The following is an 11,168-nucleotide window of genomic DNA, read 5'->3' on the forward strand; positions in this document are numbered from 1 at the left end:
GGCGCGTGCCCTGGGACAAACGGGTGAACCGAGGGAACCCGAAGCAGGAGGGCGAACAAGTGGGGGATAAGACTTTTGGTGTTATTTGCCAAAGAGAGCGGGTCTTTCCAAAGTCACTCGCCAAGCCGCGCAGCGGCGGCGAAACCCCGTCGAGGACGGAGTCCTCGCGTCCTGCATGGCGAAGCCATGCCAATTAAACGGCGATATTTCGCCAAGCAATGACGTTACCGACACCTCACCCTAGCCCTCTCCCGCAAGGGGAGAGGGGACGGTTACCGCGGACGATTACGCTTCGCTAATCGACCCTACGCTAAACTGGCTACCGCCCCTGACTCTCGCTACCAGATTGCGCCGTTGACCATTGATCTCGGAAAAGGGGTCAACAGACGCCCGTCGCCATATTACGGAGCCAGAGTGGTCTTATCTATGGTTTTGATGGGCTAACTATCAGAAAGGAGTGATTTTTTGCGCTGGCACAAACTTTTATTAATTAGCGATTAGTTGATGGTTGTCGGGGCTTGGCAGTGGCAGGGCGGTGGGGTGACGCCGCGAGGGGAGTGCAAACGGTAAAAAGAGGGGAGCGCAAACAGTAAAAAGCGAAGGGGCCCGCGGTGGGCCCCTTGTTGCTGGCGCTCGACGCGGCGCCGCTATTTGGCGGCGGGGGTTGGGAAGTATTTGCTGTGCAGCAGCGGGTATTCGCTGCTCGCCAGCACCTGGGTCAAGCCGGTCTGGAACTCCTTGACCAGCTCGTCGCTCACCGGATGGCTGAAGGCGAAGCAGAACTGCTCCGAGCTCAGTACCCATTGCTCCTTGAAGCGGGCGGGATCGAGTTTTTGTTCGACGATCAGCTGCTCCATGGTGGTCTTGTTGGTGGAGACCAGATCGACCCGGCCGGAGGTGAGCATCTTGAGCGCCTGTGCCAGCCGGTTGGCGGCCATCAGTTTGGTCTCGTCAAAGCCGTTGTTGAGCAGCAGTTGCTCCCCCACATCGGCCCGCACCGCGCCGATATTGAACGCCTTGGCATCGTCGAGCTTGGTGATGGTGATATTGCGATCGGCCAGCCCCACCAGCACGATCTCGGCATACCCGATGGGGCAGGCCCACTTGAATAGGGGATCCCGCGCCTGGGTGCGGGCGGTGGAGAAGAGCACCGCATTGGGCTTTTGGGTCAGCAGGTAGTAGCCGCGCGCCCACGGCATGATGGTGACGGGCTGCGCCGGCGTATTGGTCTTTTTCCACACCAGTTGCAGCAGCTCGACTGCGAGGCCGGTGGGGGCGCCGCTGGCATCGGCGTAGTTGTAGGGTTTGTACTCTTCGGTGATGTAGTGCAGTTTGCCGAGCTCAGGACTCGCCTGTGCGAGGGTGGCCAGCAGCACCCCGGCCAATCCAATCCATGGTTTCATTTTTGCCATCCTGATCAAGGGAATATCTGCTCAAGTGTGACCAAGCTGGCCGATTTCGCCAAGGCGACGGAGCATGTTTGGCAAAAAAGCGCGGGCGCACCCCGCCATCCCGCACCCTATGCCAGCGGTGATCAGGGCGTTAGCGCAGCGGCAGGTATTTGGCTTGCAGGGCCGAGAAATCCGCCGAGGCGACGACCTGGGTCAGCGCCTGCTGAAAGAGGGCGACCTCGCTGTCGGGCACCTGACGGCTGAAGGCGTAGCAGAGCGGTCTGGCATCCAGCACGAAGGCGACATGAAAGTCATCCGGCTTGAAGCCCAGTTGTTGCAGGGTTTGATAGCCCACCAGCTTGTTGGTCGCAAAGAGATCGGCGCGACCAGAGGTGAGCATTTTGGCCGCCTGGGTGAGGCGGTTGGCCAGCATCAGCTGGTGCTCATCGATACCGCGTTCGAGCAGCAGCTGTTTGGATACGGTAGAGCGCACCACGCCGACCTTGTAGCGGCTGATCTCGGCCTCCGAGCCGAGGGTGATGTTGTCCGCCTTGCGCCCCAGCAGCACAAACTCCGAGTGATCGATGGGACAGGCCCACTTGAAGAGCGCTTCCCGCTGCGGGGTGCGGGCGGTGGCAAACAGCACCACATTGGGTTTTTGTTGCAGCAGGTTGTAGCCCCGGGCCCAAGGCAGAATGCGGATTGGCTGGGGCGACACGCCCCGCGCTTTCCAGATAAGCTGCATCAGCTCTACCGACAATCCGGTCGGCATCCCTTGCTGGTCGCTGAAATTAAACGGGGGAGAGATTTCGCTCAGATACTCGAGTTTGCCCGGATCGGCCTGCGCGAAGGTGGCCCACAAGAGCAGTAGCAGATGAGGTAGGTGCCATGTCCGCACGGGAAAGATCCTTCGCAATCAACTATGTAGCCCAGTTTGACTGCTTGTGGCGGGAATAGCTAGCCACCTCTATTGCATCTTTCATCAATAAAATGGGCAGCGAACTGCTGCCCAGCGGGTGAGTGAGTGCTCAGCGCACCGGCAGGTATTTGGCCTGCAATTTGCGAAACTCCTCCGAGGCGAGGGCGCGGGTCAGGCCCTGCTGAAAGAGGGTGATCTCGCTGTCGGGCACCTGACGGCTGAAGGCGTAGCAGAGCTGCTCGGCGCTCAGCACCATGGCCACGTTGAAGTCGTCGCTGCTCAGCTTCAATTCGCGGATGGCGTCATATCCCGCCAGCTTGCTGGTGGCGAGCAGGTCGGCGCGGCCGGAGAGCAGCATCTTCAACCCCTGCGACAGACGGTTGGCCGGGATGATGTTGTTATCATCCATGCCGTTGTTGAGCAGCAGCTGCTCGGCGGCGTCCGAGCGCACGGCGCTGATCTTGTACTGGCTCATCTGTTCGAAGGCGGTCAGGGTGATGTTCTGCGCTTTGCGGCCTAGTAGTATGTACTCCGAGTAGCCGATGGGGCATACCCACTTGAAGAGATCCTCCCGCGCCTGGGTGCGGGCGGTGGAGAAGAGCACCACGTTGGGCTTCTGGGTTAGCAAGTAATAACCCCGCGCCCAGGGCAGGATGCGCACCGGCTGGGGCGTCACGCCGCTGTGTTGCCAGATCATCTGCAGCAGATCAACCGCAAGGCCGGTGGGCTGGCCTTGCGGATCGCTGAAGTTGTAGGGGGGGTACTCTTCGGTGAGGTACTCGAGCTTGCCCAGATCAGCCCGGGCCGTCGAGGCCCAGCAGAGCAGCAACAGATGACAGATCAGCCATATCCTCATTGGGAACATCCTTAGCGATCAACCTTCCCTTGAGTGTGACCATGAACAGAGTAAATAGCCACTCACGGCCGTTACCAGCGGGCGCGGGTCTGCCCGATGGGCTGGTAGGCCTCATCCCGCAGCCCCACCAGCAGGGTCTTGCCATCCGCTTGCAGCCGGAACTCGCCGTAGCGGGCCGCTTCGTACTGCTCCCCCGTGCCTTCTTCAAAGAAGTAGGCATCGGGGCCGATCTGCCACTGCCGCTCGCTCTGGTGCACCTGCAATAGCCGCTCATCGCTGGCGAGCCGATCTGGTTTGCCATCGGCCACCAGAGTGGCCACCTGATGGGCATCGAGGCGGATCACCAGGGTGTCGCTGCCCTTGTTTTGAGTCGCACGGGCATCGCGGCTGGTCAGCTCGCGGGCAATCTCATAGTTGAGCCGCATGTAATCCCCCTGCATCAGGGAGCGGGGATCGACCGGAGCGAGCCGCAGCAGCACCACTTCGCCGCTGCTCATGGCGTGCTCATAGCGCCAGACGGTGGCATTGATGCCTGCCAGGATGGCGAGGCCACTCAGCAACAGGGCCAGGTGTCGGGTGACGGGTTTCATGAGTCGCTCCTTGCCGCGAAGGTGGTGAGCAGCTGGCGGGCCACCAGCAGCAGGATGCCGGAGCCCAGCAGCAGCCAGGATTTGGTCATCAGGGTGAGCCCCAGGTCGTAGTAATAGAGCGAGCCATAGCCGAGCAGCAGCAGGGCCGAGAGGGTCATCAGTCCCAGACTGCCGGCATAAAACCCGAGGATCAGCACCAGTGCGCCTGCCCCCATGCCGGGGATAACGGCGCTGATCAGCACCAGTGGCAGGCCAAACAGCAGGGGGAGCCTCAGCTTCACCATCACCGCCAGCAGCAGGGTGGCGCAGAGCAGGGGATTGAGCCAGAGCGGCAGGCGCGACAGCCCCAGTTCGTCCAGCATGCTGCTGCCGCCATCCCACAGCGGGTGGTGCAGGCGGCCCAGCACCAGCAGGGAGAGGGCGAGCCCCAGCGTGATGGAGTGGTAGAGCTGGTGGCGCTCTGGATCCTTATCTGCCCGCAGCCAGCAGAAGGTGATGGCCGCCATCACCAGCGGCAGGGCCAGCAGTTGCAGCCCGAGGCAGGCAAGGCCAAGGGTGAGCAGCAGGGCCGCCGCCACGCTGTGAAACAGCCGCACCAGCCAGTGATCGAACAGCACGGCGATGGCAAGGGAGAGCAGGCACAACCCAAACCAGAGCAGGGCGTGATGGAGATCCAGCTGATCGAGCAGGCCATAGAGCAGCCAGGCATCGGCCGCCAGGGTGAGGGCCAGCACGAACTGATCCCAGAGATCGCCGCTTTGGCTGCGATTGAGGGCGTAGGCCCCCGCCAGCAACACGGCCCCGAGCAGCAGGGCACTGTTGGCCTCGCGGGTCAGCTGCTCGAAGGTCATAAAGAGAAAGAAGAGCAGGAACAGGGCGGCAATCCAGCCCACCAGCCCCAGCATAAAACGGCTCGACCAGTGGGGCTGGGTGTCACGGGGCATCTCCCCTTCCACCAGATTGGTCTGTTGCAGCGCTTGCCAAAGGGTCAGATCACTCATGAGACCTCCGTTGTTGTTGCAGCCAGCGGGCGGCGGTGACCGAAAGGCCGATGGCAATCAGGCTCAGCAGCAAGAAGCCGTTGATGTCGGGCTCCATCCACTTGCCCAGCGCCGCGAGGATGACGGCAATCAGGCTGAGGCACCCCATGGCGAGTCCGGCGATAAATCTGTGGTGCCACAAGGCATAGGCCGCGGCGAGCCAGCCAAGCCAGAGCGGCCACACCAGCGCAGAGGCGGCATCGAAGAGCGCTAGCAGGGCGAGCAGGGTGGCGCCAAGTCCGGCGGCAAGACCCGCCAGCCAGCTTGGCATCAGGCGCCAGCTGGCAGGTGCCAGCAGAAGCAGACCCCAGAGGGCGGCGTTGAGCAGGGTAAGGCACCAGCCCAATCCCTCTTCATCGAAGGTAAAGAAGAACGTGAACAAACCGAGCCGCCAGTAGAGCACCAGCGCCAGTTGGCCGAGCAGCCAGCTCAAGGTCCAGAGCAGGGGGCTTTGGCCAAATGCCGCCAGCGGCACCAGCATCAGCGCCCAGGTGGCGAACAGCTGCCAGGGATCGGCGCCGGTCTGGTAGGTCTGACCCACCAGCGCCAGCAGGGCGCCGACATTGAGGGCGATGGCGAGCAGCAGTGCCTGACGGGGGGTATCCCCCAGCGGTTTGCGCCACAGCAGAAGCAGCATGGCGAGCAGCGGCGCCTCCAGCAGGGCGAGGCGGGAGACCCGGCCCAGCTCCTGCCAGTTGAAGGCGACGAAGAAGATGAGACCAGCCCCGATACAGAGGGCGCCGAGCCAGAGCAGCAGCCGGTCAAACAGCCACTGCCAGCGCGCCGGATGGGGGGGAAGATCGGCGAGGGTCAGGGCGTCCGCCAGCTTCTCTGGCGCCAGCCGTCCCTGTTTGACCCATTCGAGAAGCGTCTCTCTTGATACGTTGTGCATGGGGGGACTCCGCGAGGTTTGCCCCATTATGGCATGAGGCACCCGCAACCGTGCACTGCCCCTTGGCGGTAAAGCAGGTGGTTGCGACAGCGGATTACGCAATAGACACAGCAGTAAACAAAAAGCCCTCCACAGGGGAGGGCTTGAGCAGCGGAAAAGGCGATCAGGCAAAGATCAGAGTGCTCACCCCAAGGCCGACGAAGAGGATGGCGCAGGCGATGCGGATCCCCTTGAGCGGCAACTTGTCTGCCCCCAGCTTGCCGATCAGCACCACAGGCACGTTGGCCAGCATCATGCCGAGGGTGGTCCCGGTAATGACCTGCACCAGCGAGTCATACTTGGCGGCCAGCAGCACGGTGGCAATCTGGGTCTTGTCGCCAATTTCGGCGATAAAGAAGAGCACGAAGGTGGCCATAAAGGGGCCGTATTTATCCAGCGAGCTCTCCTCGTCATCCATCTTGTCCGGCACCAAAATCCAGATAGCCATGGCGATAAAGGCGATGGCGACCAGCCAGGTCATTATCTTGGGATCGAGCCAGCGACTGATGAACTCGCCAATCCAGGCAGCGCCCGCATGGTTGAGCAGGGTAGCCGCCAGCATGCCGGCGATGATGGGCCAGGGCTTGCGAAAACGGCAGATGAGCAGCAACGCCAACAGCTGGGTTTTATCGCCGATTTCGGCAATAGCGACGCTGAGGGTTGAGGTTAACAAGGCTTCCATAAAAATGACCGGGGGACGGAATTGTTATAAACCAAAGACAAGCCTGCGCCATCCGTCCCCGGTATTGGCACTGGCCCGTCAAAGGTCTTGTCAAATCCATGGCTGGCATGGATCACCCTGACCATGGTGATTTGGCACCAAGTATGTTGATCAGGGTCGCAAACCGGTATTCATGCAATGGATGGAACCGGCGTGCGAGACTACTCCCCCTCGATGGGAGCGGGCATTCTAGGGAAAAACCGCATGAGTGACAAGGGGATCAGCCACCCACCAGCTTGACGCTGAAACCGGCTTTCTCCAGCTCGGTTTTGATCAGGTCCCGTTTATCCCCCTGGATCTCGATCACCCCCTCCTTGATACCGCCTCCGGTGCCGCACTTTTTCTTGAGCAGGGTGGCCAGGGATTTTTGCTGATCGGCGGGTACGCCATGAATGGTGATCACCCCGGCACCCTTGCGCCCCTTGGTCTCGCGGCGAATGCGCACGGTGCCGTCGGTGGGGAAGGGGGAGGCGGATTGGGGAGCGCTCTGCTCCTTGATCATGCCGCCATCTGTGCTGTAAACGAGGCGGCTATTGTTGTCGTGACTCATGGCATTACTTTATGGGTTAGCTAAGCGGAGTTTGATTTTACTCAAATAAAAGTTGAAGACACAGCTTATAATGCCCCAAGTAAAAGCGAATTATTATTGTTTAACTTCAGGAGTCAGTCATGGTACTCACGCAGTTGTCACCGGGACAGAGTGCTCGCATCAAGAATATGAATCAGCTCGCCCGGCCGCTGCGCCGCAAACTGATGGTGATGGGCCTGTTGCCCCAGACTGAAGTCATCTATCTGCGCTCCGCCCCCCTGGGGGACCCGCTCCAGATCCAGTGCCAGGGGATCTGTCTCTCCATGCAAAAGAGTCTGGCCCAGCAAATAGAAGTCGAGCCGGTATAACCCCCTGTTCGGCTACCGCTCCGGTCAAGGAACGTCACCGGGAGCGGTTCAGAGACAAGAAGTCGAACCTGCAAAGCAGCTTGCCACACGCAGGCGGCGGGTTCAGAAGAAAATAGAGGTAGAGCTGGTATGAATTATTCCCTGGTAACGGTAGGTAACCCCAATAGCGGCAAGACCTCCCTGTTCAACGCCCTGACCGGCGCCCGCCAGCAGGTAGGCAACTGGAGTGGTGTCACCGTCGACAAGAAGATGGGTGAGTTCAGCGCGGGTGAACATCACTTCAAGCTGATGGATCTGCCCGGCATCTATAGCCTGGCCAGTCAGGATGGCAGTCTGGACGAGCAGATCGCCAGCCGCTTTGCCCAGGGCCAACAACCCGACCTGCTGCTCAACGTCATCGACGCCGCCAATCTGGAGCGCTCCCTCTACCTCACGCTGCAACTGCGCGAACTGGGCCTGCCCATGGTGGTGGTGCTCAACAAGCTGGATATCCTGCAAAAGCGCCGCATCGTCATCGACGAGAGCAAGCTCGGCAAATCCCTCGGTTGCCCGGTGGTGGCCCTCTCTGCCCACAACAGCAAGCAGGTTGCCGCCTTCAAGCAGCAGATCCGGCAGTTTATCGGTCAGCCGCAAGCCGCCTTGCAGCTCGATTACGGCCACGAGCTTGAAACCGATCTGGCGGAGCTGGAGACCCTGCTCGCCCCGCATCACCTCACTACCCGTGGTCGCGCCCTGCGTCTGCTGGAAGAGGATGCGGTGATGCAGGAGACTCTGCTGCCCGGTCAGCAGGCGGCCGCCGCCAATGTGGTAGCTCGCGCTCATCAAGGGCAGGATATCGACCTGCAACTGGCAGATATCCGCTACGGCCATATCCACCAGTGGGTACAACAGGCTCGCCAGCAGAAGGGCAAGCTCACCGAGGCCCAGAGTGAGTGGCTGGATCGGGTGCTGCTCAATCGCTGGATTGGCATCCCCTTCTTCCTGTTTGTCATGTACCTGATGTTCATGTTCGCCATCAAGGTGGGCAGCGCCTTTATCGACTTCTTCGACATCATGGGCGGCGCCCTGTTTGTCGATGGGGTGCACCACCTGCTGGGGCTGATCAATGCCCCCGAATGGTTGGGCGCCATTCTGGCTGACGGCTTCGGGGTTGGTTTGCAGACCGTGGCCACCTTTATTCCGGTGATTGGTTGCCTCTATCTGTTCCTCGCGGTACTGGAGAGCTCCGGCTATCTGGCCCGCGCCGCCTTCGTGGTGGATGCCCTGATGCGCCGCCTCGGCCTGCCGGGCAAGGCGTTCGTGCCGATGCTGATGGGCTTTGGCTGTACCGTCCCCTCGGTGATGGCGACCCGTACCCTCAACTCCGAGCGGGAGCGGCTGATGACCTCCGCCATGGCCCCCTTCATGTCGTGCGGTGCCCGTCTGCCGGTTTACGCCCTGTTTGCGGTGGCCTTCTTCCCTGAATCAGGCCAGAACCTGGTGTTCGGTCTCTACCTCATCGGTATTCTGGTGGCGGTGCTCACTGGCCTGCTGCTGCGCAATACCCTGCTGCCGGGCAAGAGCGACTCCATGGTGATGGAGATGCCGGATTACGAGTGGCCGCGTCCTGTCAACGTTGCCATCAAGACCTGGCAGAAGCTCAAATCCTTCGTCTTTGGCGCCGGTAAAACCATCGTGCTGGTGGTTGCCGTGCTGAGCGTGCTTAACTCCCTGGGTACCGATGGCAGCTTTGGCCATCAGGAGCAGGAGAGCTCGGTCCTGAGCAAAATCAGCCAGGCGGTGACCCCGGTGCTGCACCCCATAGGTGTACGAGATGACAACTGGCAGGCCACAGTCGGTATCGTCACCGGTATCTTCGCCAAAGAGGCGGTGGTCGGTACCCTCAACAGCCTCTACGCCGGTGGTGGCGATGCAGAGGAGGAGAGCGAGTTCTCGCTGGTGGCCAGTTTCCACGAGGCGATCGATGCCGTGGCGGCCAATCTGGCGGAGATCAACCCGAGCGACCCCATGGGGCTTGATGTTGGCAACCTCGACGACCAGAAAGCTGCCGCCGAGGCGCAGGAGGTGGATGTCTCCACCTACGGCAACATGCAGACCCACTTCGACGGGGCGGCCGGTGCCTTTGCCTACCTCTTGTTCGTGCTGCTCTACATGCCTTGCGCCGCCGCCATGGGCGCGCTGGTGCGGGAAACCGGTCGTCAGTGGGCGCTGATGACGGCGGTATGGTGCAACTATATGGCCTTTATGTGCGCCACCCTCTTCTATCAGGTGGCCACCTTCGCCGCTCATCCGGAGCAGAGCCTGTTCTGGATCGTCAGCTATGGCCTCTCTCTGGGACTGCTCTGGTGGGCCGGTCGCCGTCACGGTGACATCGTCGCCCGCAAGGTGGTGACCTTATGATCCTGCGCGAGCTGGGGGATTACCTCGCCGCGCAGCAGAAGGTGAGCCGGCGTGATCTGGCTCGCCACTTCCACACCTCGGAAGATGCGGTGGAGGCCATGCTCGGCGTCTGGATGCGCAAGGGGCGGGTCATCAAGCGTGAAAGCCGTGTCTGTGGTGGCAGTTGCTGCGGCAAGAGCGAGGAGGTGATGTTCGAGTGGTGTGACGCGGGCCAGATTGGCATCAAGATCCGCTAAACGACTACCCAACCTCATCACCAAACATCGAACAATAAAAAACGGCAGATCCTGCGCAAGGGTCTGCCGTTTTTATTGCTGAAAACAGGCGAGATCAGGCGCTCTGGCGAGCCTCGCTCAGCAGTGCCAGCGCCGGTTGGGCGTTGTCCGGCATCAGCCGGTAGGCCTTGTGATGTTTGACCAGGGTGGTTTTCTTGTTGCCCAGGCTCAGCAGCAGGCCGTGCTTGAAGGCCGCCTCGGCCAGCACCTTCTCGTCACCGCGCACATAGAGGGTGAGGGGTTTGACAAGCTCACCGCCCTCGATATGGCCTTCATATTCGCTGTGGCTTACCACTAGGCTCGCCTGACCGCCCGATTGCAGGCGCAGCTTGGCGTTCACTTCGCTCTCGGTCAGCACCAGCCAGCCTGCCGCTGCCAGCTCCTCCAGCAGGGCAGCCAGCTTGGCTCCCAATTGCTGCGGATTGGTCATGGCGCACTGGTATTGGAAGGCGATGCGCTCCAGCAATCCCTTGAGATCGGCGCCCGCACCCAGCGTGCGGCCAAGCTGCACCCAAGCTTTCAAATCTTCCATCACCAGACGGGAGAAGCGCTTCTCCTTGAGGGAGTCGGCCATCCAGGTGCAGAGAAAGTGGCTCTCTTGCGCCGGAGTGCGCTTGCCCGCCTTTTGCTCGGCGGTGCGGGCCAGTTCGGCCAGGCTCTGGGTGGCCATCTCGAACAGGGCCTGATTGTAGGTCGGAGAGGTCATAAGCAATCCTTGAGTTGACCACCAGGGGCCAACACCGATGACAGAGATGGCAAAGGCGCCAGTGGCGCCTTTGCGGTTCAATAGAGCAACTGCCCGCCTTATTTCGGCTGACGGGGCTTCTTGGCGGCGGCCAGACGCTTGAGGCGCTGACCCTGCAGCTTGGCTTCGGCCATCACCTGGGCCACGGCGTTATCTTCACGCTGCGGGCGCTTACCGAAGCGGCGACGCTCCTGCAACTGCTTGATCAGCTCGTCACGGCTGCTCACCTCATAGCCCGGTACCATGATGCGGCGGATCTTCTGGCCGATCAGGGCCTCGATCTCCAGCAGGGTGCGCTCCTCTTCACGGCTGACGAAGGAGATGGCCATGCCGCGCTTGCCGGCACGACCGGTACGGCCGATGCGGTGGACGTAATCTTCCGCCAGGAACGGCAGATCATAGT

12 protein-coding genes and 1 pseudogene are annotated in these 11,168 nt (G+C 61.2%); 3 read left to right on the forward strand and 10 right to left on the reverse strand.

Annotated features, from left to right (window positions below):
* Positions 1-647: 647 nt before the first annotated feature.
* The 8 genes from AB5Y92_RS02055 to AB5Y92_RS02090 all read right to left on the reverse strand — a co-directional run bounded on the left by AB5Y92_RS02055 (position 648) and on the right by AB5Y92_RS02090 (position 6,998).
* Complete coding sequence (locus tag AB5Y92_RS02055; RefSeq protein ID WP_201986143.1) at positions 648-1,403, reverse strand: ABC transporter substrate-binding protein; 756 nt, start codon at positions 1,401-1,403, stop codon at positions 648-650.
* A 139-nt stretch (positions 1,404-1,542) separates the two neighbouring features.
* Positions 1,543-2,289, reverse strand: coding sequence for a transporter substrate-binding domain-containing protein (locus tag AB5Y92_RS02060; RefSeq protein WP_201986144.1), 747 nt, complete (start codon positions 2,287-2,289; stop codon positions 1,543-1,545).
* Between the two features lie 130 nt (positions 2,290-2,419).
* Complete coding sequence (locus tag AB5Y92_RS02065) at positions 2,420-3,166, reverse strand: ABC transporter substrate-binding protein (RefSeq protein WP_076494799.1); 747 nt, start codon at positions 3,164-3,166, stop codon at positions 2,420-2,422.
* 71 nt (positions 3,167-3,237) lie between these two features.
* The gene (locus AB5Y92_RS02070) at positions 3,238-3,756 is read right to left on the reverse strand and encodes a GDYXXLXY domain-containing protein (RefSeq protein WP_201986145.1); all 519 of its coding nucleotides are present in this window, start codon (positions 3,754-3,756) and stop codon (positions 3,238-3,240) included.
* The gene (locus AB5Y92_RS02075) at positions 3,753-4,757 is read right to left on the reverse strand and encodes a DUF4401 domain-containing protein (protein WP_368225367.1); all 1,005 of its coding nucleotides are present in this window, start codon (positions 4,755-4,757) and stop codon (positions 3,753-3,755) included. Before AB5Y92_RS02075 ends, AB5Y92_RS02070 begins: the two co-directional genes overlap by 4 nt.
* A complete protein-coding gene (locus AB5Y92_RS02080; protein ID WP_164536579.1) occupies positions 4,750-5,688 on the reverse strand; it encodes a DUF2157 domain-containing protein in 939 nt (312 codons plus the stop codon). Before AB5Y92_RS02080 ends, AB5Y92_RS02075 begins: the two co-directional genes overlap by 8 nt.
* Before the next feature lie 163 nt (positions 5,689-5,851).
* The gene (locus tag AB5Y92_RS02085; RefSeq protein WP_005337386.1) at positions 5,852-6,409 is read right to left on the reverse strand and encodes a TMEM165/GDT1 family protein; all 558 of its coding nucleotides are present in this window, start codon (positions 6,407-6,409) and stop codon (positions 5,852-5,854) included.
* A gap of 259 nt (positions 6,410-6,668) precedes the next feature.
* Complete coding sequence (locus tag AB5Y92_RS02090; protein WP_005337385.1) at positions 6,669-6,998, reverse strand: translation initiation factor; 330 nt, start codon at positions 6,996-6,998, stop codon at positions 6,669-6,671.
* A gap of 119 nt (positions 6,999-7,117) precedes the next feature.
* Here AB5Y92_RS02090 and AB5Y92_RS02095 point away from each other — a divergent pair, with 119 nt between their 5' ends.
* From AB5Y92_RS02095 to AB5Y92_RS02105, 3 genes are all read left to right on the forward strand, one after another.
* Entirely contained in the window at positions 7,118-7,345 is a 228-nt protein-coding gene (locus tag AB5Y92_RS02095) for a FeoA family protein (RefSeq protein ID WP_005337384.1), read from the forward strand.
* A 129-nt stretch (positions 7,346-7,474) separates the two neighbouring features.
* Entirely contained in the window at positions 7,475-9,745 is a 2,271-nt protein-coding gene (gene feoB / locus AB5Y92_RS02100) for a Fe(2+) transporter permease subunit FeoB (RefSeq protein ID WP_368225368.1), read from the forward strand.
* Positions 9,742-9,981: a FeoC-like transcriptional regulator gene (locus tag AB5Y92_RS02105; protein WP_005350974.1), complete on the forward strand. Its 240-nt coding sequence runs from the start codon at positions 9,742-9,744 to the stop codon at positions 9,979-9,981. Before feoB ends, AB5Y92_RS02105 begins: the two co-directional genes overlap by 4 nt.
* A gap of 94 nt (positions 9,982-10,075) precedes the next feature.
* Here AB5Y92_RS02105 and AB5Y92_RS02110 read toward each other — a convergent pair whose 3' ends face one another.
* Positions 10,076-10,726 (reverse strand): DUF2913 family protein, encoded by a 651-nt coding sequence (locus tag AB5Y92_RS02110; protein WP_368225370.1) that lies wholly within the window; start codon positions 10,724-10,726, stop codon positions 10,076-10,078.
* 98 nt (positions 10,727-10,824) lie between these two features.
* Positions 10,825-11,168: pseudogene (locus AB5Y92_RS02115) on the reverse strand (ATP-dependent helicase); the annotation flags it as partial.

Source organism: Aeromonas sp. R1-1 (genome assembly GCF_040908495.1).
GTDB lineage: Bacteria > Pseudomonadota > Gammaproteobacteria > Enterobacterales > Aeromonadaceae > Aeromonas > Aeromonas veronii.

What these genes read in the sequence shown, in the direction of transcription:
- AB5Y92_RS02055 (WP_201986143.1), bottom strand. Translation starts at nt 1,403, where the DNA reads ATGAAACCATGGATTGGATTGGCCGGGGTGCTGCTGGCCACCCTCGCA.
- AB5Y92_RS02065 (WP_076494799.1), bottom strand. Translation starts at nt 3,166, where the DNA reads ATGAGGATATGGCTGATCTGTCATCTGTTGCTGCTCTGCTGGGCCTCG.
- AB5Y92_RS02070 (WP_201986145.1), bottom strand. Translation starts at nt 3,756, where the DNA reads ATGAAACCCGTCACCCGACACCTGGCCCTGTTGCTGAGTGGCCTCGCC.
- AB5Y92_RS02075 (WP_368225367.1), bottom strand. Translation starts at nt 4,757, where the DNA reads ATGAGTGATCTGACCCTTTGGCAAGCGCTGCAACAGACCAATCTGGTG.
- AB5Y92_RS02080 (WP_164536579.1), bottom strand. Translation starts at nt 5,688, where the DNA reads ATGCACAACGTATCAAGAGAGACGCTTCTCGAATGGGTCAAACAGGGA.
- AB5Y92_RS02085 (WP_005337386.1), bottom strand. Translation starts at nt 6,409, where the DNA reads ATGGAAGCCTTGTTAACCTCAACCCTCAGCGTCGCTATTGCCGAAATC.
- AB5Y92_RS02090 (WP_005337385.1), bottom strand. Translation starts at nt 6,998, where the DNA reads ATGAGTCACGACAACAATAGCCGCCTCGTTTACAGCACAGATGGCGGC.
- AB5Y92_RS02095 (WP_005337384.1), top strand. Translation starts at nt 7,118, where the DNA reads ATGGTACTCACGCAGTTGTCACCGGGACAGAGTGCTCGCATCAAGAAT.
- feoB (WP_368225368.1), top strand. Translation starts at nt 7,475, where the DNA reads ATGAATTATTCCCTGGTAACGGTAGGTAACCCCAATAGCGGCAAGACC.
- AB5Y92_RS02105 (WP_005350974.1), top strand. Translation starts at nt 9,742, where the DNA reads ATGATCCTGCGCGAGCTGGGGGATTACCTCGCCGCGCAGCAGAAGGTG.
- AB5Y92_RS02110 (WP_368225370.1), bottom strand. Translation starts at nt 10,726, where the DNA reads ATGACCTCTCCGACCTACAATCAGGCCCTGTTCGAGATGGCCACCCAG.